We start from the raw sequence: 20,048 nt of genomic DNA on the forward strand, positions 1-20,048 counted from the left end.
GCCCTGCCGCGCGGGTCCTGTCCACAATCCGACCTCGCGCCCCCCGTGTCCCTCACGCCCCGCGCAGCGCCTCCAACGGTTCCAGGCGGGCCGCGCGCCAGGCCGGGTACGCCCCCGCCAGCAGTCCCACCGCCACGCCCGCGGCCGGGGCAGCGACGACCAGGCCCAGGTCGAGGACCGGGGTCCAGTCCTTCGCCACGCACACCCCGATCACGGTGACCACCCCGGCCGCGGCGCCGACGATGCCGCCGATGAGGCCGAGGACGGCGGATTCGACGAGGAACTGGGCGGCGATGTGGCGGCGGGCGGCGCCGAGGGCGCGGCGCAGGCCGATTTCGCCGATGCGCTGCATGACGCCGACGAGGGTGACGTTGGCGATCCCGACCGCGCCCACGACGAGGCACAGCAGGCCGAGGACCAGGAACATGCCGTTGACGTCGTCCTGGACGGCGCCGCGGGCGCGTTCCAGGCCGGGTGGCGCCGCGACGCGGAATTCGGCGGTGCGGCCGGGGTTGAGGGCGGTCGGTGCCTGGCGGGCGATCAGCCCGGCGGCGCCGAGTTCGGTGTCGACGACGACGCGGCCGACGCCGGTCAGGCCGAGCCGGTCGGCGGCCGTCGTGGGCGGGACGATCACGGCGGCGGCGAAGGCCTGTTCGCGGCGGAAGTCGCCGACGATGCCGATGACCGTGAAGGGTTCGCTGCCGACGAAGACGGCGGGGGCGTCGTCGAGGCGGGTGATGCCGAGTTGGCGGGCGGCTTCTTCGCCGAGGACGGCGACCCGGTCGTGCCGGGCGATGTTGCCCGCGTCGTAGAACCGTCCCGCGATGACGCGGCCGCGCAGGGCTTCGGGGAGGCCGACGGTGGCGGCGGCCACGCCGAGCGCGCGGGCGGAGACCGTGGACGGGTCCTGGATCGCGTTTGCGCGGACCTGCGGCACGTTGCCGGGTGCCGCCTCGGCGAGCGCGACCGCGGCGACGGTGCCGTTGAGGCGGGCGAGCCGCTCGGGGGCGTCCCAGCCGATGAGCGGCCCGAGGCCGGGGACCTGGTCGGCGGCCTCGGCGGGGGTGATGGTGACGGTGGTGGCGGTGAGTTGGTCGAACCGGCCGACGATGCGGTTTCCGGCGGTGGCCGCGATGCCGAGGGTGACGACCAGCGTGGCGATGCCCAGGACGGTGCCGAGGGTGGTGAGGGCGGCGCGCCACGGCCGGGCGAGTACCGCGGCGAGGGATTCGTCGACGAGGTCGCCGCGGCCGATCCGTGTTCCGCCCGCGGTCCGCTTCACCGGGCGGTCCCGTCGACGCGGCCGTCGGCGATCCGGATCCGGCGTTCCGCGCGGGCCGCGACGGTCTCCTCGTGGGTGATCACCATCAGGGTGAGGCCTTGCCGGTGGAGGTCGTCGAGCAGGTCGAGGACGACGCCGGTGTTCTCGCCGTCCAGGTTTCCGGTCGGTTCGTCGCACAGCAGCAGGTCCGGGCCGCCGAGCAGCGCGCGGGCGATGGCGACGCGCTGCCGTTCGCCGCCGGAGAGCCGGTCGGGCCGGAATCCGGTGCGGTGGCCGAGCCCGACGCGGTCCAGCGCCTCGCGGGCGCGGTCCCGCCGTCCGCGGCGCGGCAGCGCGGGGGCGCCGCGGGGGCGGTAGACCTCGGCGAGCATGACGTTCTCCTCGGTGGTGCGGTACGGCAGCAGGTGGAACGCCTGGAACACGAACCCGATCGCTCCGGCCCGCAGCGCGGCGCGTTCGCGCTCCGGGAGGGCGGCGGTCTCGCGACCGTCGAGCCGGTACGAGCCGGACGTCGGCCGGTCGAGCAGCCCGAGCAGCCCGAGCAGCGTCGACTTGCCGGACCCGGACGGCCCGGTCACCGCGGTGTAGGCGCCGCGCGGCACGGTCAACGACACGTCCCGTAGCGCGTACACGGGCGGATCGGCGTCGAACACGCGGCTGACGGCGGCGAATTCGATGAGTGGAGGACGAGCGGCGGCTTCGTCCGGCAGGCTCCGGGGCGACGGCCGGGCCAGGCGATCCGGGTCACCGGCCGTCGGCGGAGCAGGGACGGTGACGTCGCTCGCCGGGTGCCGCACCGCGGAAGGCGTTTCGGCCGGCAGCAAGGGCGGCACAGGGGGGTCGACTTCCGCCCCCGTGGCGGAACTTGCGGTGGCGCGGCCTGCGTCGAGTCCGCGGGTCGCGCGATCCCCGCGGTCGTGTCCGGGGTCTCGGCCCGCCCGCGTCGCCGCGTCGTCCCCGTGCCCCGGCCCGTCCCCGGGTCCGCCGTGCCTGGCCGTTCCGGTTCCGTCCCTCACTTCTCCCCCACCACAACGCGGTCCCCCGCCGCCAACTGCTGCCCCGCCGCCGGGTTCACCGCGACGAAGCCGCCCGCCGCAAGACCGAGCGCCACCGCGACGGTGTCGACCTTGCCGTTGCCGCGCTGCACTTTGACGCGGGCTTGGCCGTCGGCGCCGGTGTAGACGGCGGCCACCGGAACGGCGAGCACCGGGGTGCCCGTCGAGCCGACTTCGACGGTCACGCGCAGCGACGTCCCGGCCCGCGTGCTCAGCGCCGAGGTGTCGTCCGGCACGATCCGCACCGGCACGGGCGCGCCGGGTGCTCCCGCCGCGTCTCCTCCGCCGCCCGGCGTCGGCCCGGCGCCGCCGGAACCGCTCGCGGAGCCGCCGTTCCGACCGCTCTGGCCGTTCTGCCCGGCCCCGGGTGCCGGGGTCTCCGCTCCCGCGCCGAGCGCCTCGACTTTGCCGGTCTGCCGCGAGCCGCCCGCTTCGTCCTCCAGGACGACGGCCATGCCCGGCTTGAGCAGTTGTGCGTCCACCCCCGGCACGGTCGTCTGGATGCGCACGCCCGTCCCGGTCACGGTCGCGACCGGGCCCGACGGGGTGTCGCCGGGACGGACGTCGACTTGGTCGACCCGCACCGGCAACGAGGCGACGAACACCAGTTCGCCGACGGGCAGCGAAGTCCCGTAGGTGGCCTTGAAGTCCGTCAGATCCTGCTGGGCCAGCTGCAACGCCTTCTCGGCGTTGGCGATTTGCCGGCGCAGCGACGCCGGATCCACCGGCGGCGATCCCCCCGCGCCTCCGGTACTTCCCGCGGCGCCCCCGCTCTTTCCGCCGTCACCGCCCGAACCGCCGGAACCGCCGGAACCGCCGGTACTTCCGGTGCTGCTTCCGGTGCCGCCGCTCGGTGTCGATCCCGGCGAGCCGGCGGACGGCGTCCGCTGCGCGCTCCGCGCCTGCGTCAGCGCATCCGTGGCGGCCTGCACCGCCTGTTCCAGCGTCGCGAGCCGGTGCCGGTCCTCCGCCCCCGGCTCCTTGGCGTCGTAACCCCGCGCCCGGTACCAGTTCTTGAGCGCCGTCGCGGTGCCGTTCGTGAACGACTCCCCGCTGGTGCCCGGGTCGAAGCCGACGCGCTTGAGGGCCTCGTTGAGTTGCTTGACGTCGGCGCCCTTGGTGCCGGGGCCGAGCGTCCGGTACATCGGCACGGCACCGCGCAGCACGAACACCGGGCGCCCGGACACCTCCATGAACACCGTGCCTTCGGCGACCGACGCGCCCGCGCCGGGCGCCCGGGTGACGCGCTGCGGGCCGCCCCCGGCGTCGCCCGTACTGCCGCCGGGCGAGGCCGTGCCGACCGCGCCGGACAGGCTGACGGGCATCGGGGATTCGAAGGAGACCGTGCCGTGCGTGACCACGCTGTTCGTCAGGACGCGGGACTCGACCTGGACGGTGATCAGCGAAGCGGGCGGCGCCTGGTGGGCGGCGGCGGCCTCGGCCGGGGACTGCACCTGCTGTCCCGCGTACCAGCCCCCGGCGCCCACCAGGACGACGGCGCCGAGGATCAGCGCGAGCGTACGGCGCGGCTTGTTCACCCGGCCCCCTCGGCACCGGGCGCCTTGTCGAACTTCGGGTAGTAGGCGGCGCGGAAGTCGCGGCCGCAGTCCAAGTCGGCCAAGGCCGCCTGGATTTCCTGGGTGAGCATGGTGCGGGCGGTGGCGGGGTCGAGCGTCGGACCGCTCTGCGGCCTCGCCGGTTGGTCCACATCCGCGGGCTGCGGCCGGTTCTGGTTCAGCTGCGCGGCCTTGCCCATCCACACGAACCGCTCGGCGTTGCGGATCTCGGTCACCGCCGTGGTCTCCACCGGGTAGCCCTTGCCGCGCAGGCATGACGCGAACCCTTGGGCGAGTCGGGCGAGTTCCGGGTCGCCGTTGAGGTTGAGCCGGTTGCGCCGGGCGGCTTCCGACGCCGCTTCGGCGTCGGCTTTGGACTTGCCCTTGTCGCCGTAGACCTTGGTCTGCGCCGTACCCAGGCAGCCTCCGCCGTCCGCCATCGCCTGCTTCATCTTCGCCGGATCGGTGCTGCCCATCATCGCCGCGTTCCAGGCGTCCTTGCGATCCTGCGGCAGGGCCTGGAAGGTCGCCGTGTTCGGGTCCTCGGCCACCGCGGTCTTCGAGCCGGGGACCTGAGGGTCGTTGGGGTAGACGTCGGGGGCGAAGGCTCCGAAGCCGTACTTCTCGCGGATCTTGCGGGCGGAGGCGTAGTCGCGGTCGTTGTCGTCGCGGTTCGCCGGAGTCGGCGTGAGCACGAACGGGACGTACGTGAACCCGGCTTTCTTCATGCACTCGGCCACGGCGTTGGTGACCATGTACTGCTTCTTGGTCTCGTCGTCGGCGTCGGCGGGGATTGCCAGGCTGCCGTCGGCGCCGGGCTTTTCGGCGCCCGCCGGGCCGGATCCGCCGCCGGACGCGGAGTCCACCGACGCGGCCGGATCGGTGGATTTCTTGTCGTCGGAGCCCGAAGAGCACCCGGCGAGCACCAGGAGCGCGGCCAGCGCCGCGGCGGAAACACCGTATGCCGAATATGGACGAATCATCATCAACCTTGCTGTCGTAGGCATGGGGGGATCACCCGGCGGCGGCATGGCCGGCCGGGCGCGGAGAGGAAAGCGGAGGGGCGGGCCGGGAGCGGCCGCGGATCAGCTCAGGTCGTCGAGGCGGACGAGTCCGCCGAAGGTTTGTCGCCGTGCACGGGGATCACCGGGGTGTCCGGGATGGCGTTGACGACGTCGGCGAGGTTCTTGTCGGCGCTGATCCGGGTCAGCGTCGCGCTTTCGGCGTACAGCGCGTTCGGAGACGGGGATGCGGGCTGGCGGTCGGCGAGCATCCAGACCCGGGCGATCTCCGCATTCGGCCCGACCCGGACGGTGCCGTAGCGTGCCGGAATCGCATCCGAGACCCGTTTCATCAGCATGTCCCACGCCGGCGTCCGTTCGTCTTTTCCTGCGACGAACTCGCAGAACGTAGGCACGTGCGCGCCCGACTCCGGCCCTGTCGGGTCCAGCTTCCGGAGCATCCCGCATTCCGTTGCGAGGGTCTGGCCGGGGTCCAGTGGCTGCTTCATCCGTGCCACCGAAACCTCCAGGACGCCGGTGCGCCGTTCGGCGTCCCGCACCAGGACCTTGACGGTCTTGCCGCCTTGGGCGTCGGTCCGCACCTCGATCGGCGTGGGGTTCACCGACCATCCCTTGGGGGCGAAATAGCCGTCGAGCAGGTCGGCCAGTGCCGCGCCGGACGGTCGCCCGGGGGGCTGCCCCGCAACGGGCACCCGATCCGTCTTCCCGGAATCCCGCCCGGCATACACCAACCCCCCGGCGACCCCGCCCCCGATCAGCACCGCTGCCGTGGACAGCGCGACAAGCAGCGTGGCGCGCCGCCGTCGGCGGATCCGGGTTCCCTCGGCCATCGCCGGTCCCAGCAGGTCGGGCATGCCGGGTTCCGGCCCGGCGGTCCCGTCCATCGCGTCCGTGAGCGCCCGGCGCAGCAGGTCTTCCTGCGCCCGGTCGCCGTTCCCGTGGCCCGTCACCGAGCGCCTCCCGTCCGTGTCGTGGTGCTCCCGGTCCGTCGGCCGGGTCCGCTGTAAGCCGCCAGCCGGTCCGCGAATGCGTCGTCGGCGCCGAGTCGTTGACGCAGCGTCGCGAGGCCGCGCGAGGTCTGGCTTTTGACCGTGCCCGCCGTGCAGCCGAGCGCGGCGGCGGTCGCTTCGACGCTCTGGTCCTCCCAGAAGCGCAGCACGATCACCGCACGGGCCCGCGGCGGCAGGTGCCCGACGGCGTCGAGCAGCGCCATGCGCAGATCGCTGTCGGGTGCCGGTGCGGCGACCTCGGGTATCTGGTCGGCCACGTATTCGCGCCGGTAGCCGCGCCGGGTCTCGTCGATGAAGCTGCGGTACAGCGTGCGGCGCGCGTACGCCTCACGCTTCTCGCTGTCGCGGACCCGGTGCCAGACCGCGTACAGCTTCGCCAGCGTGGTCTGCGTCAGGTCTTCGGCCAAGTGCCAGTCGCGGCAGAGCAGATAGGCCGACCGGCGCAGATGCGCCTGCCGGGCCGTGGCCCACTCGCGGAAATCCTCGTCGAGTTCCGCTTGCCGAGATCGTCTCCAGTACCGCACGCCTCTTGAACGGAATCGGAGCCGTCTGCGGTTGTCGGCAACACCCCTGTGACTTGCGCCACATGGGTTCGGTCAGGGGGCGAGCTTGGCCGATACCTCGCGGGCGACCGCCGCCAGCCGTTCCCCGATCTCCGCGACGCGCGCGCCCGGGACGCGCGGCGGGAAGCCGTGCAGCACGAGCACCAGGGCAACGTCGCCGGCCGGGTCGAGGACGCCCGCACCGATACGGCCGAGGCGGTATTCGTGGGCGGGGTCCAGGTCGACGACCGGGTCCTGGCCGGTCTCGCCGAGTTCGGCGGCGATCTCCTCCATGAGCGTGCGCAGTCGTGCGGCGGCCGGGCCGCCGACGTCGAGCTGCTCGTCCAACGCGGCGAGCGTGCGGCCGAGTTCGGTGTCGACGGCGGTGGCGAGTTCGACGGCGTAGCCGCGCGCCCGGGAGGCCTGCACGGCGGCTTCGTGGCGGGCGCGCTGCGCGGGGTCGCCGGTGACCGCGTCGAGCCAGCGCCGCAGGGTGGGCGGGTCGGCCCAGCCGACGTAGCCGACGCCGAGCGGCGGGGCGATGGGGATCTGGTCGCCGACCCGGACCCGCGGTTCGCTGGCGGACTCGCCGCGCACCACTTCGGCGACCGTCACGTGCGCTTCGCCGGGGGTCAGCGCGATGCAGCCGAGGCCGAGGTCGTCGCGCAGGCGTTCCATGCCGGGGCGGACGAGGTCGACGACGCCCAGGCCGCGGGACGCGGCGCGTCCGACGGTGACCAGCGCCGGGCCGAGCCGGTAGGTGCGCCGCACCGGGTGGCGCACCAGCCAGCCGAGGCCGGTGAGGCTGACCAGCATGGGATGGCAGGTCGCGGGCGTGACCGCGAGGTGTCGGGCCACTTCGGACAGCGTCAGCCCGTCCTCGGGGCGCTCGGCGATGGCGTCCACGATGGCGACCAGGCGTTCGGTCTGCGGAGAGGGTCGGGTCACGACCGCGACGGTACCCCGGGACGATCTTTTTGCATAGTGCGAATATTGACTCGCACAATGCGAAGACGTACCTTCCGGGCAGCGAGCACGGCCTGATGCCTGCTCATATCCCGCGCGCGGGAAGGGGTTTGCACATGGGAAGCACGGGCGGCCAGGACTACGACCTCAAGATCGTCGATGCGGTGATCGTGGACGGCACGGGTGCCGACCGGTTCACCGGCGACATCGGCATCAAGGACGGCCTCATCGCGGCGCTGCACCGGCACGAGCCGGGCGAGCCCGGGCTGCCCGGCACGGCGGCGGAGACCATCGACGCGGCAGGGCAGATCGTCACGCCCGGCTTCGTCGACATCCACGCCCACTACGACGGCCAGGCGACGTGGGACGAGCTGCTCGACCCGTCGACGTCGCACGGCGTCACCACCATCGTGGCCGGCAACTGCGGCGTCGGCTTCGCCCCGGTCCGCCCCGGCAGCGAGGCGTGGCTGATCCGCCTCATGGAAGGCGTCGAAGACATCCCCGGCACGGCACTCGCCGAGGGCATGACCTGGGGGTGGGAGACCTTCCCCGAGTACCTGGACGTCCTCGAACAGCGCCACTTCTCGGCCGACATCGGCGTGCAGGTCGCGCACGGCCCGGTCCGCGCCTACGCGATGGGCGAGCGCGGGGCCCGCAACGAGCCCGCCACGGCCGAGGACATCGAGGCCATGGCGGTGATCGTCAAGGAGGCCGTCGAGGCGGGCGCGCTCGGCTTCTCGACCTCCCGCACCGTCGCGCACCGCGCGATGGGCGGCGAGCCCGTGCCGGGCACCTTCGCCGCGGAGGACGAACTCTTCGGCCTGGGCCGCGCGATGGCCGCGGGCGGCCGCGCCGTCTTCGAACTCGCACCGACCGGCTCGTCGGGCGAGGACATCGTCGCGCCGCCGGCCGAGGTCGCGTGGATGAAGCGCCTCGCCGAGGAGATCGGTATGCCGGTGTCGTTCGCGCTCCTCCAGGTCATGTCCGCGCCCGAGCTGTGGCGCGAGCTGATGGAGGAGTCGAAGAAGGCACTGGAGGCCGGGATTCCGCTGTACCCGCAGGTCGCGGGCCGGCCGTTCGGCATGCTCACGGGCTTCACCACCCGCAACCACTTCAGCAAGCGGCCGACGTTCCTCGCCCTGGAGGCCCGCCGCGCGGCCGGCGAGCTGACCGACGCCGCGTTCGCCGCGGAACTCGCCAAGCCGGACGTCCGCGCGGCGATCCTCGCCGAGACCGACGAGCCGTCCGACGCGACGATCCCCGGCGACTCGGTCAACATGGCCCTGCAGCGCCTGGTCGGCATGACCTACCCGATGGCGGCGGTGCCGGACTACGAGCCGACGCCCGACCGCACGGTGACGGCGATCGCGGCGGACCGCGGCCAGGACGTCCTGGAGACCGTGTACGACCTGATGCTGGAGGACGGCGGGAAGGCCATGCTCACCGTCCCGCTGTTCAACTACGCGGGCGGCGACCACGAGGCGATCCGCGAGATGCTGACCCACCCGGCCAGCGTCTTCGGCCTCGCCGACGGCGGCGCGCACTGCGCGATGATCTGCGACGCCTCCCAGCCGACCTACCTGCTCACCCACTGGGCCCGCGACCGCCACCGCGGCGAGCAGCTCCCGCTGGAGTTCGTCGTCAAGAAGCAGACCGCCGACACCGCGGCCCTCTACGGCCTCGGCGACCGCGGGACGCTCGAAGTCGGCAAGCGCGCCGACCTCAACGTCATCGACCTCGACAACCTGACCCTGCACCGCCCCCGCATGGTCCGCGACCTGCCGGCCGGCGGCGGCCGCATGCTGCAGGACGCGACGGGCTACACCGCCACCGTCGTGGCCGGTGAGGTCACCCGCCGCAACGGCCAGGACACCGGCGCCCGCCCGGGCCGCCTGGTCCGCGGCGCCCGCTGATGGCCCAGGCACCGACCGGCCTGCGCTTCCGGCCAGGCCACGGGAGCAGCCGCTTCGCGGAATAGCTTTCCGAACAGCGCATTCGGCGGTGCGGCATCGTCACGACGGTGCCGCACCGCCGTCCACGTTCCCGGCGGCAGCCGCGCCGCCCGAAGCCTGATCGGGCAACCGGCACTTCGGTGCGTACCCGGCCGGGCGGGCCGGCGTAGGCGTCCTTGCGGCTTTCAGCGCCGCCGGTCCGCGAACACGTCGATGCCGCGGAGCAACACCGTCGCGCCGGTGCAGGCGATGCACACCCACAGCGCGGTCCCGCCGTCGGAGACGTCGTCCACAGGTCGCGGGTCCAACCGCCCCTTGGGGTCGTAGGCAACTTCCAACCGCTCCCCCTTGTCGGCCGGCCGGTGGCCGAGTGTCATCGACGCCGGACGGCCGCCGTCACACGCCAAGTCGTAGACGTAAGAGACGTCCCAGTGCGAGGTCGTATTGCCGTTGGCGTCCGTGGACGTCGAATACACCTCACGCCGGTCGACATCGCGGACCAGGCAGGACGCCGCCTCTGCGCGTCCACGAAACGCGTGGTGCTCCACCGCCCGGTCGGCGGCCGCGACGGCGACGAAGGCCGAGAAGAACGTCACGAATGCCACGGCCGTGCGCCGCGGCACCGTGCTCGTCCACAGCAGGATCCCCAGGACCGGCACCCAGGACAGCAGCGCCCACCCGCCGACGCTCGTCTCCGCCCGCAACCACGCCCCGCCCCCGGCCATCGCCACCGCAACCGGAACCGGCAGCACCGCCAAGGCCATCCGCCGCCGCCGAGCCCGCCGCAATCCCGGATTCCCCATGACATCACCCCCGATCAGCCGAACCCCCAGTACACCGGCAAATCGGACAGATCGCGACGGGGAATTCCCTCTTCCGGCGCTACCCTTGCGTACCGGACCGGAGGACGTGGCGGATCGCCGCGGCCACGTCGGGCGCGGTGTGGGTAGGACGGTACGAAGCTTCCGTCCAGGCACGGCCGTTCGCGATCCAGACGCTCAGGGCGCCGAAGGCGTACGCGCCCGCGATATCGGCCTGCGGCGAGTCACCCACGACCCAGGTGTGCTCGTACGGAGAAGCCCCGACCAGGGCTGCGGCGGCCCGGAAGATCTCCGGGTCCGGCTTGGCCGCGCCTACGGCCTCCGACACCACCCAGCCGTCCACCAGGCGATCGAGACCCGTCCGACGAATCTTCGTTTCCTGCTGCACAGTACGGCCGTTGGTGACGATCACACACGCCCAACCCTGCTCGCGCGCCGCCGACAGAGCATCGCGGGCGGCGTCCGCCAGCACGACACGGCGGGCGGCACCGCCGTCGACCAGCCCGCGGATCGCGGCCTCGGGAACCCTCGCGCCGTACCGCCCCGTCAGCGCCGCGGCCACGTCCGGACGCGACGTCGAGCCGCCCGCGTCGACGCCCAACGCCCACGCGAGATCGCCGACCGGCAACGCATGCTCGGCGAGGAACGCGGCAACCGCGTCGCGGAAAGCCCGGTCGCGGTCGACGAGGGTGTTGTCGAGATCCACCAGCAGCAGCATGCGCCCAGCATGGACCGGAGCAACGCGGCTCCGCCTCCGATTAGTTGGTGGAGAGCCCTCCTACGCCCCGGCCACCCCCAAGAACCGCAGCACCGCGAGCACCCGGCGGTGGTCCGCGTCCGCCCGCGGAAGATCCAGCTTGGTGAAGATGCTGTTGATGTGCTTGGCGACCGCGCTTTCGCTCAAGACGAGTTCGGTGGCGATGCCGGAGTTCGAACGGCCGCCGGCCATCAGTTCCAGGACCTCGCGTTCCCGCGGCGTCAGCCGGTCGAGGGGGTCGCTGTGGCGGCGGACGAGGAGTTGCGCGACGACCTGCGGGTCGAGGGCCGTGCCGCCGGCCGCCACCCGGCGGGCCGCCGCGGCGAACTCCTCCACATCGGCCACCCGTTGTTTGAGCAGGTAGCCGACACCCGTGGTGTGGGCGGCGAGCAGGTCGGCCGCGTACCGCTCCTCCACGTACTGCGACAGCAGCAGGACGGCGGTGTCCGGGAACTGCTGCCGGATCACCAGCGCGGCCCGCACACCCTCGTCGGTGAATCCCGGCGGCATGCGGACGTCGACCACCGCCAGCTCCGGACGGTGCTCCTCCACCGCCGCCAGCAGTCCCTCGGCGTCCGCCAGTTCCGCACGGACCTGAAAGCCCGCCATCTCCAGGACCTTGACCACGCCGATCCGCAGCAGGACGGAGTCTTCGGCGATCACGGCGCGCACGGCAGCTCCACGGTGACGACGGTCGGGCCCCCGACCGGGCTTCGGCAGGACAGCGTGCCGTCCACGGACGCCACGCGCTTGGCCAGCCCGGCAAGACCCGTACCGACCGTGACGGCCGCCAAGTCGGCGCCGCCCACGCCGTCGTCCGAGACGACCACACGCAGAGTCTTCCCGATCCGCCCGACCTCCACCTCCGCCCGGGTCGCCCGCGCGTGCTTGACCACGTTCGTCAGCGCCTCCGAGACCACGAAGTACGCAACCGCTTCCAGCGTCGGCGCCGGACGTTCCGGCAGATCCACGGCGACCCGCACCGGTATCGGCAGGCGCGCCGCGATACCGGACAACGCCGCGTCGAGTCCGCGGTCCTCCAGCACCGCCGGATGCAACCCCCGGACCAGGCTGTGCAGTTCGGCGATCGCTTCCTTCGCCTCGCGGTGCGCCTCGTCGATCACTTTGCGGACGTCGTCCGGCATGTCACCGAGCGTGGCCTTGGCGATCCCGAGGTTGACCGCCAACGCCACCAGCCGCTGCTGCGCACCGTCGTGCAAGTCCCTTTCGATACGCCGCCGTTCCGCGTCCGCCGCATCCACGACGCCGGCCCGGCTCTCCGCGAGGTCCGCCACCCGGCGGGCCAACTCCTCCTCGCGGCTCGGTCCGAGCAACGCCCGCGCGGCACGCGTGTCGAGCTGCGCAAGTGCCTTGGCCAGCCACGCGGTCAAGCACAGCAGCGCAACGCCGACGACGGTGGTGTACGCGGACAGCGTCGAGTAGCCCCGGTGGTCCACCCGCCACCCCAGCGGCAGCGTCCAGAACCACAGGTAGACACCTGCCGCCGCACCGCCCGCGACCCACAACGCGAGTACCGCAAGGCTGCCGACCCCGGACAGCGGGCCGACCAGCAGGTGGTAGCGCAACTGCCGGCGGCCCGCCGCGGAGCGCAGCCACCCCGCGATGCCGCGCGTTCCGGGCCGTTCCGCCAACCCCGTCGGGGCGGGGACGTCCACGCCGAGCCGGGCCCGGAACCGGGCCCGCTGCGCCCGGCTCAGCAGCGGACCGCTCAGTACCAGCACGCCCGCCGAGTACAGCACGCACGTGACCACCGCGGGCGTGGAGACCGGCACGAACCACAGCCAGGGCAGGGCGGCCACGAGCAGCAGCCCGCTCTGGATCCCCACCCCCAGAGCATGGAAGGCCGTGGCCCGGGAAGCCCCCCGAAAGTGCCTCCGCAGAAACGGCCGCAACCACCTCCAGATGCGCATGTCCCCACGCTAGAGCCGGATTCCGGCCCCACGAACAGGACGCCTGCCCCCGGCCGGGGGTGCACTTTTCTGCACCCCCGGTTCGGATACCTGCGTGACTGACCCGGCCCGGGTCCGCGGCGGATCGTGGAGGCCCACCCACGAACACCGACGCGGAGAACGGAGCACGACCATGACGCACTACCTGACCGAGCGGCCGGCCCCCACGAAGGCGAGCACCTTCGAGCCGGTCTGCCGCACCGCCCGCACGTGGACGGCCCGCGTCGCACCGCGGCCCGAAGCGCAACACCTGCCCCGTTCCGCCCGCAAGAAGGTCCGCGGCAGTCCCCGCACCGCGCGGCTGCTCGTCGCGTCCGGTCTCGCCCTGCTGCCCTGGCTGGTCGTCCTCGCGACCACGCTGCCGCCCACCGCCGAAGCAGCGCACTGGAGGGCCGCCTGGGTCGGCCTCGACGCACTCGAAGCCGCCTGCCTGCTCACCACCGGAACGCTCGCGGCCCGCGGCGACGCACGCCACGCCCCGGCCGCCGCCGCGACCGCCGCCCTGCTCGTCGCGGACGCCTGGTTCGACACCACCACCGCACCCGCGGGCGGCGAACTCGCCGCCGCCGTCGCCATGGCCGTCCTCGTCGAACTCCCCCTGGCCGCACTGTGCGCACGGCTCGCCCTGCGGGCCCACACCCCGAACACTCCGAAGCCCTAGACACGAAGGCCGGGCCCCCGTCGGGACCCGGCCTTCGCGCACCCCCTTCAGTCGCTTACACGCCCGAGTAGGAGTGCAACCCGTTCACGAAGATGTTCACCACGTAGTAGTTCACCAGGAAGCACGAGAACGCCACCAGCGACAGGTACGCCGCGTTGCGTCCCTTCCACCCGCCGGTCGCCCGCGCGTGCAGGTACGCCGCGTACGCGACCCAGGTGATGAACGACCAGGTCTCCTTGGGGTCCCAGCCCCAGTAGCGGCCCCACGCGACCTCGGCCCAGATCGCCCCCGCGACCACCGCGAACGTCCACAGCGGGAAGATCAGCGCATTGACCCGGTACGCGGTCTTGTCCAGCGACACCGACGCCGGCAGCCGCTCCATCATGGTGTCCCACTTGCGGCGCACCGGCTGCGCCGCCTTCATCCGGGTCTCGTAGCCGTCCTTGAACAGGAACAGCAGCGACGCGAGCGCACCGATGTGCAGCGCCCCGAACGACACGATCGCCGTCGACACATGGATCCACAGCCAGTACGAGTGCAGCGCCGGCACCAGTTGCTGGCTGTCGGTGTAGAGCACGCCGACCGCCAGGCCCAGCGTGCACATGACCGGCAGCACCACGAACAGGCCGAGCCACCGCACCGGGCGCAGCATCAGCGTGACGAGGAACGCCGCCACGGCCATCAGCGCGACCGCGGTGGAGAACTCGTACATGTTGCCCCACGGCGCCCGCTTCACCGCGAGGCCGCGGGTGAGGATCGTGCCGAAGTGCATGAGGAACGCCACGACGGTGAGCGCGACGGCGATCCGGCCGAACCGGTCCGAGCGTTCGTCGCCGCCCGTCACATCGCCCCGGTCGTCCGCGGCGTCGCTGTCGTGCCCGCCGCCGCGCACCACGACCACCGGGCGGGTGGCGAGGGCCACACCGCCGCCGCCTTCCGCGGCCGCCTCGACGACCGCCGGAGCGGGTGCGGCCACGGCGGTCCGCGCCGCGGTGAGCGCGGCGGACTGCCGGGCGACGCGGCTGCGGCCGCCGAAGACCCACTCGGCGCAGAAGGCGAAGAACGCCAGCACGTACACGGCGATCGCCGAGTACATGAACCAGTTGCTGAGGTGCGCCAGATTCTCGTTGACGGCGTCTACCGCGCCAGTACCGTTCGGGGGCACGCCTATTCCTCGTCCTTCTTCGTCGTGTCGGCGCCCGCGGCGTCGGCAGTTTCCGCGACAGGTGCCGAAGCCCGCAGATCGTCCACGAGAGCCTGCACCTCTTGTCCCAGACCGCCCCCTTCGGTACGGGTCAGTCCGGCGACCTCCACGACGGTACGCCCGTCGGGTCCGGCGACCGCACGCACCCACATGCGGCGGCGGCGGATGAACAGCGACAGCACCAGGCCCACGATGGCGGCGCCCACGCTGTACAGCGCGAGTTCCTTGCCGGGCTCCTTGCTGACCTGGAAGTTCGCCCACGGCTTCACGCCGTTGAAGCGGATCTGGGTGCCGTCCGGCAGCGTCTGCACGTCGCCGGGGCGCATGCCGACCGCCCAGGGCTGCCCGTCCGCCTTCTTGTACTGCTCCATGCGGTCGGTGTCGAGCCGGTAGATCGACTGCGGCACGCCCGCGTCGACGCCGAGGCTGCCGTGGAACGCGGTGATGATCAGCGACGGGTCGTCCAGCGCCGGGAAGATCGAGTGCCAGCCGCGCACCGCGTCGACGGCCGTGGTCGGCGTGAAGATGCCGTCGAAGCCGATCTGCTGGAGATCCTTGCTCACGTCCGGGACCTTGATGACGCCGGTCGAGGTGCGGTTGCCGTCCTGGGGGAGGAACACCACGGGGCCGCTGAACGCGACCTTGCCCTTGGCGTCGGTGACCGTCACGTCCGGCGCGTAGCCGGTGGCCAGCAGGTACACCCGGGTGCCGCCGATGGTGAGCGGCTCGTTGACCTTGATCTTGCCGGACTTCGTCGCGCTGTCCGGGTCGCCCTGCCAGTACGAGATGGTGGCCTCGAAGCCGCGGGCGGCGCCGCGCTGCGTGCCCAGGCGCTCGAAGGTCTGGTCGAGCTTGGTCAGCTTGAAACCGAACGGCTCCATGTTCTTGGTGTCGAACCAGGGGCCGGACTGGAAGTCGTCGTACTGGGTGAGGCTGTTCGCGAAGCCCTCGTTGCCGCCTTCGACGAGGATCTTGTTGCCGGAGCCCTTGTAGACGGTGCCGAGCAGGAACGCGAGCAGCACGAAGACCAGCGCGACGTGGAAGATCAGGTTGCCGGTCTCGCGCAGATAGCCCTTCTCCGCGGCGACCGAATCGGCCGACGGGGAAAGCCGGAAGCGGCGCCCCTTGAGCGTGGCGCGGGCCGCCTCCAGCACCGCGTCCGGCGCGGCGTCGGTCTCCCAGCTCGCATACGCGGGCAGCCGGTCCATGTTGCGCGGCGCCTTCGGCGGGCGGCCGCGCAGCACCTTGGCGTGCGCCCACGCGCGCGGCACGATGCAGCCGACGAGCGAGACGAACAGCAGCAGGTAGATCGCCGCGAACCACCACGAGCCGAAGACGTTGAACAAGTCGAGCTTGTCGTAGATCTTCGCCCGCGTCGGATGGTCGCGGAACATCTGGTTGACCTTGATCGGACTGACCGGCCGCTGCGGGATCAGCGATCCGGGGATCGCCGCGAGCGACAGGAACAGCAGCAGGATCAGCGCGACCCGCATCGAGGTCAGCTGCCGCCACGCCCAGCGCGCCCAGCCGCCCGGGCCGAGCTTCGGCTGGACGATGTCGTCGTGGTCCGCGCGCGGCGCCGTGGACATGCCGGCGTCCGCGTGCTGCACGTCCACCGCGTCCGCGGCAGGGGGCACCCGCTCCGCGGACTCTCCCGTCCCGGGGGGTGGTTCGCTGTGCGGTTTGCCGGAGTGTGTCTCGATTGTCACGGCGTCAGATTCCGATCTGATAATCACTGACCCAGGTCTGCATCTGGCGGATGATGTGGTCCCACACCCCGGTGACCATGAGCAGGCCAAGAGAGACCAGGAGTCCGCCGCCGAGCCGCATCACCCAGACGTAGTGCCGCTTGACCCAGGCGAACGCGCCGAGCGCCTTGCGAAAGGCGAGCGCCGCCACGAGGAACGGCACGCCGAGACCAAGACAGTACGCCACCGTCAGCACGGCGCCGCGGTTCGCACTGGCCTCGTTGTACGACAGGAAGAGCACCGAGCCGAGCGTCGGCCCGATGCAGGGCGTCCACCCGAGCCCGAACAGCACGCCGAGGACGGGCGCGCCGATCAGGCCGAGCGTCGGCCTCTTGTGGATGCGGAACTCGCGTTGCATGCCGGGGAGGACGCCCATGAAGGACAGGCCCAGCACGATCGTGACACCACCGAATATGCGGGTGAGCAGCTTCTGGTGGTCGAGCAGGGTGTTGCCGAAGAACCCGAACGCGGCGCCCATGGACACGAACACGGCGGTGAAGCCGAGCATGAACAGCAGCACGCCGGCGACCAGCCGGCCGCGGGCGGCGTCTTTCAGGTCGGCGCCGGACACGCCCGTGACGTACGAGAGGTAGCCGGGCACCAGCGGCAGCACGCACGGCGAGAAGAACGAGACCAGCCCGGCGAACAGCGCCAGCGGTATGGCGAGCAGGAGCGACCCGCTCATGATCGTGGAGTTCTGCGCCGCGGCGACCAGCACGACGTCAGTTCCCGTTCAGCAGCGGGTCGATCATCGAACGCAGGTCGGCCTCGGTCACCGCGCTCAGTGCGCGCGCGGCGATCTTCCCGTCCTGGTCGATCACCAGCGTGCTGGGGATGGCCTGCGGGTTGAGGTTGCCCTTGAACTTGAGGATCTGGCGCCCTTCCGGATCCCAGATGCTCGGATAGGTGATGCCGTAGCGCTCCTCGAACGACTTGGCGTTCTCCTGCGTCGAGTCGCGCGTGTTGATGCCGAGGAACACCACGCCGGAGTCCTTGGTGGCGTCGTACACCTTCTGCAGGTTCGGTGCCTCGCCCCGGCAGGGCGAGCACCACGAGCCCCACACGTTGAGGACGACGATCTTGCCCTTGAAGTCCGCGAGGGCGACGTCCTTGCCGTCCAGGGTCTTGCCGGACACCCCGGGCGCGTTCTCGCGCTTGTCCGCGGAGACCCGCTTGATCCCGTCCCCGGACACGTAGCCCTGCTGGTCGCCGCCGGTGTTCTTCCCGCCGCCGCCGGACGAGCATCCGGCGAGCGCGGTGGCGGCGGTCAGAACGGCGGCGACGGCGACGGCGGCGCGGCGACGCGGGCTACGTGTGAGCATGTGAAAAGTTTCGCATGGGGTGTTCCGGCCCCTGCACGGGGTCCGGTCGGGCTGCGGTCAGGCCCCGAACTGCTTGGCCTGGGCGGCCAGTTTCGGGGGGAGGAGGTCGCGGGCGGGTTCGCTGTAGCCGACCGAGACGATCTTGTCGCCTTCGTAGGTGAACGTGGTCAGCGACGCGAGGGAGCACTGGCGCTTGCGCGGGTCGTGCCACAGGCGGCGGCGTTCGACGAAGGAGCGGGTCACCCAGATCGGCAGCTGGTGGCTCACGCAGACCGCCTCGTGGCCGCGGGCCAGGTCGCGGGCCCGGCCGAGGGCGCCCATGACGCGGACGACCTGCTCGATGTAGGGCTCGCCCCAGGACGGCTTGAGGGGGTTGCGCAGGTACTTCCAGTACTCCGGCTTGCGCAGCGAGCCGTCGCCCACGCCGAAGGTCTTGCCTTCGAAGATGTTCGCGGCCTCGATGAGCCGCTCGTCCTCGGCGACCTCCAGGCCGTGCCGGGCGGCGATCGGCGCGGCGGTCTCCTGGGCGCGCTCCAGGGGCGAGGCGACGACGTGCGTGATGTCGCGCCCGGCGAGGTGGTCGGCGACGCGCTCGGCCATCTTCACGCCGAGTTCGGACAGGCGGTAGCCGGGCAGGCGCCCGTACAGCACGCCTTCCGGGTTGTGCACCTCACCGTGGCGCATCAGGTGGACGATCGTGACGTCGTGCGAGGAACGGCCGGCCATGCTCAGTTGCCCTCCGGGGTCGCCTGGGCCGCGGCGCGGGCGGCCTGCGGCAGCGCGTCGAGGATACGGTCGAGAGCGGCGTCGTCGTGCGCCGCGGACAGGAACCACGCTTCGAAAGCGCTCGGCGGGAGGTAGACCCCGGCGTCGAGCATCGCGTGGAAGAACGCCGAGTAGCGGAACGCTTCCTGGCCGCGCGCGTCGTCGTAGTCCCACACCGGCGTGCCGGTGAAGAAGACCGAGAACATGTTCCCGGCGTTCGAGACGGTGTGCGCGACGCCTTCCTTGGCGAGCGCCGCGGACACCGCGTCGCGCAGCGTCGCGGAGGCCCGGTCGAGGTGTGCGTAGACGGCGTCGGTGCAGTTCCGCAGCGTGGTGACGCCGGCCGCGGTGGCGACCGGGTTCCCGGAGAGCGTGCCGGCCTGGTAGACCGGCCCGGCCGGGGCGAGGTGCGCCATGACGTCGGCGCGGCCGCCGAACGCCGCCGCGGGGAAGCCGCCGCCCATGACCTTGCCGAAGGTCAGCAGGTCGGGGGTGACGCCCTCGATGCCGAACCAGCCCGCCTTGGACACCCGGAATCCGGTCATGACCTCGTCGGACACGAACAGCGCGCCGTGCGCCCGGCACAGTTCCGCGAGGCCGGCGTTGAAGCCGGGCGCGGGGGTGACGACGCCCATGTTGCCGGGGGCGGCCTCGGTGATGACACAGGCGATCTCGCCGCCGTGCGCGGCGAAGGCGGCCTTGGCCGCGTCGAGGTCGTTGTAGGGGAGGACCAGCGTGTCGCCCGCCTGCGCACCGGTCACCCCGGGGGTGTCCGGGAGGCCGAAGGTGACCAGGCCGGACCCGGCCGAGGCGAGGAGCGCGTCGACGTGGCCGTGGTAGCAGCCGGCGAACTTGACCACCTTGGCGCGGCCGGTGAAGCCGCGGGCGAGGCGGATCGCGGACATCGTCGCCTCGGTGCCGGAGGTGACCAGCCGCACCTGCTCGACCGGCGCGATGCGGGCGACGATCTCCTCGGCGAGTTCCACCTCGCCTTCGCCGGGGGTGCCGAAGGAGGTCCCGCGGGCGACGGCGGCGGTGACCGCGTCGACCACCGCGGGGTGGGCGTGGCCGAGGATCATCGGGCCCCACGAGCACACCAGGTCGACGTACTCGCGGCCGTCGGCGTCGGTGAGGTAGGGGCCGCGGCCGGACGCCATGAAGCGGGGCGTCCCGCCGACCGCGCGGAAGGCCCGGACCGGGGAGTTGACGCCGCCGGGCGTGACCGCGCGGGCGCGGTCGAAGAGCGCCTGCGAGGCGGGTGCGTCGGACGGGTAGGACGGGAGGTCGCTGACTGGGCTCACCCCGCCATGGTCTCACTGCGCGCGCGGAGCCCGGACCGCCGCTCCCGGTGCCGGTCACACGTGTCGGCACGCCGCACCCGAACCCGCCTCCCCGCGCACGCCTCCGGCGCGCCC

The 20,048-nt window shown here is 72.5% G+C and carries 19 protein-coding genes; 2 read left to right on the forward strand and 17 right to left on the reverse strand.

What is annotated here, in order from left to right; genetic code table 11:
- Positions 1-52 precede the first annotated feature (52 nt).
- The 7 genes from ACPA54_RS11405 to ACPA54_RS11435 form a co-directional block, all read right to left on the reverse strand.
- Positions 53-1,282, reverse strand: a complete 1,230-nt coding sequence (locus tag ACPA54_RS11405) for an ABC transporter permease (RefSeq protein WP_423528606.1) — start codon at positions 1,280-1,282, stop codon at positions 53-55.
- Positions 1,279-1,935: an ABC transporter ATP-binding protein gene (locus ACPA54_RS11410; RefSeq protein ID WP_423528608.1), complete on the reverse strand. Its 657-nt coding sequence runs from the start codon at positions 1,933-1,935 to the stop codon at positions 1,279-1,281. The genes ACPA54_RS11405 and ACPA54_RS11410 overlap by 4 nt, the downstream gene beginning before the upstream one ends.
- A gap of 359 nt (positions 1,936-2,294) precedes the next feature.
- Complete coding sequence (locus ACPA54_RS11415) at positions 2,295-3,875, reverse strand: Tat pathway signal protein (RefSeq protein WP_423528610.1); 1,581 nt, start codon at positions 3,873-3,875, stop codon at positions 2,295-2,297.
- On the reverse strand, positions 3,872-4,879 hold the full coding sequence (locus tag ACPA54_RS11420) for a hypothetical protein (protein WP_423528612.1): 1,008 nt from the start codon (positions 4,877-4,879) through the stop codon (positions 3,872-3,874). The genes ACPA54_RS11415 and ACPA54_RS11420 overlap by 4 nt, the downstream gene beginning before the upstream one ends.
- A gap of 104 nt (positions 4,880-4,983) precedes the next feature.
- Positions 4,984-5,865: a hypothetical protein gene (locus tag ACPA54_RS11425; protein ID WP_423528613.1), complete on the reverse strand. Its 882-nt coding sequence runs from the start codon at positions 5,863-5,865 to the stop codon at positions 4,984-4,986.
- The gene (locus ACPA54_RS11430; protein ID WP_423528615.1) at positions 5,862-6,449 is read right to left on the reverse strand and encodes a SigE family RNA polymerase sigma factor; all 588 of its coding nucleotides are present in this window, start codon (positions 6,447-6,449) and stop codon (positions 5,862-5,864) included. The genes ACPA54_RS11425 and ACPA54_RS11430 overlap by 4 nt, the downstream gene beginning before the upstream one ends.
- 72 nt (positions 6,450-6,521) lie before the next feature.
- The gene (locus ACPA54_RS11435; protein ID WP_423528616.1) at positions 6,522-7,415 is read right to left on the reverse strand and encodes an IclR family transcriptional regulator; all 894 of its coding nucleotides are present in this window, start codon (positions 7,413-7,415) and stop codon (positions 6,522-6,524) included.
- 134 nt (positions 7,416-7,549) lie between these two features.
- Here ACPA54_RS11435 and ACPA54_RS11440 point away from each other — a divergent pair, with 134 nt between their 5' ends.
- The gene (locus ACPA54_RS11440; protein WP_423528618.1) at positions 7,550-9,346 is read left to right on the forward strand and encodes an N-acyl-D-amino-acid deacylase family protein; all 1,797 of its coding nucleotides are present in this window, start codon (positions 7,550-7,552) and stop codon (positions 9,344-9,346) included.
- Between the two features lie 224 nt (positions 9,347-9,570).
- Here the strand turns inward: ACPA54_RS11440 and ACPA54_RS11445 are convergent, their stop codons facing one another.
- The 4 genes from ACPA54_RS11445 to ACPA54_RS11460 all read right to left on the reverse strand — a co-directional run bounded on the left by ACPA54_RS11445 (position 9,571) and on the right by ACPA54_RS11460 (position 12,894).
- Positions 9,571-10,188, reverse strand: coding sequence for a hypothetical protein (locus ACPA54_RS11445; RefSeq protein WP_423528620.1), 618 nt, complete (start codon positions 10,186-10,188; stop codon positions 9,571-9,573).
- A 79-nt stretch (positions 10,189-10,267) separates the two neighbouring features.
- Complete coding sequence (locus tag ACPA54_RS11450; RefSeq protein WP_423528622.1) at positions 10,268-10,924, reverse strand: HAD family hydrolase; 657 nt, start codon at positions 10,922-10,924, stop codon at positions 10,268-10,270.
- 60 nt (positions 10,925-10,984) lie between these two features.
- The gene (locus tag ACPA54_RS11455; RefSeq protein WP_423528624.1) at positions 10,985-11,635 is read right to left on the reverse strand and encodes a response regulator; all 651 of its coding nucleotides are present in this window, start codon (positions 11,633-11,635) and stop codon (positions 10,985-10,987) included.
- Complete coding sequence (locus tag ACPA54_RS11460) at positions 11,623-12,894, reverse strand: sensor histidine kinase (RefSeq protein WP_423528626.1); 1,272 nt, start codon at positions 12,892-12,894, stop codon at positions 11,623-11,625. The genes ACPA54_RS11455 and ACPA54_RS11460 overlap by 13 nt, the downstream gene beginning before the upstream one ends.
- Before the next feature lie 172 nt (positions 12,895-13,066).
- On the opposite strand from ACPA54_RS11460, the gene ACPA54_RS11465 reads away from it, so the two are divergent.
- On the forward strand, positions 13,067-13,594 hold the full coding sequence (locus ACPA54_RS11465) for a hypothetical protein (protein WP_423528628.1): 528 nt from the start codon (positions 13,067-13,069) through the stop codon (positions 13,592-13,594).
- A gap of 55 nt (positions 13,595-13,649) precedes the next feature.
- Here ACPA54_RS11465 and ccsB read toward each other — a convergent pair whose 3' ends face one another.
- The 6 genes from ccsB to hemL all read right to left on the reverse strand — a co-directional run bounded on the left by ccsB (position 13,650) and on the right by hemL (position 19,934).
- Positions 13,650-14,690, reverse strand: coding sequence for a c-type cytochrome biogenesis protein CcsB (ccsB, locus tag ACPA54_RS11470; protein ID WP_423528997.1), 1,041 nt, complete (start codon positions 14,688-14,690; stop codon positions 13,650-13,652).
- Between the two features lie 71 nt (positions 14,691-14,761).
- Positions 14,762-16,507 carry a cytochrome c biogenesis protein ResB gene (resB, locus tag ACPA54_RS11475; RefSeq protein ID WP_423528630.1) on the reverse strand — a complete coding sequence of 582 codons (1,746 nt, stop codon included), beginning with the start codon at positions 16,505-16,507 and terminating at the stop codon, positions 14,762-14,764.
- Between the two features lie 4 nt (positions 16,508-16,511).
- Positions 16,512-17,231 carry a cytochrome c biogenesis CcdA family protein gene (locus ACPA54_RS11480; protein WP_423528999.1) on the reverse strand — a complete coding sequence of 240 codons (720 nt, stop codon included), beginning with the start codon at positions 17,229-17,231 and terminating at the stop codon, positions 16,512-16,514.
- Positions 17,232-17,268: 37 nt separating this feature from the next.
- Complete coding sequence (locus ACPA54_RS11485) at positions 17,269-17,868, reverse strand: TlpA family protein disulfide reductase (protein ID WP_423528632.1); 600 nt, start codon at positions 17,866-17,868, stop codon at positions 17,269-17,271.
- Between the two features lie 57 nt (positions 17,869-17,925).
- Positions 17,926-18,594 carry a histidine phosphatase family protein gene (locus ACPA54_RS11490; RefSeq protein ID WP_345677007.1) on the reverse strand — a complete coding sequence of 223 codons (669 nt, stop codon included), beginning with the start codon at positions 18,592-18,594 and terminating at the stop codon, positions 17,926-17,928.
- Between the two features lie 2 nt (positions 18,595-18,596).
- Positions 18,597-19,934: a glutamate-1-semialdehyde 2,1-aminomutase gene (gene hemL / locus ACPA54_RS11495; RefSeq protein WP_423528634.1), complete on the reverse strand. Its 1,338-nt coding sequence runs from the start codon at positions 19,932-19,934 to the stop codon at positions 18,597-18,599.
- Positions 19,935-20,048 lie beyond the last annotated feature (114 nt).

It is taken from the genome of Uniformispora flossi, from assembly GCF_049534875.1.
GTDB lineage: Bacteria > Actinomycetota > Actinomycetes > Streptomycetales > Streptomycetaceae > Yinghuangia > Yinghuangia aomiensis.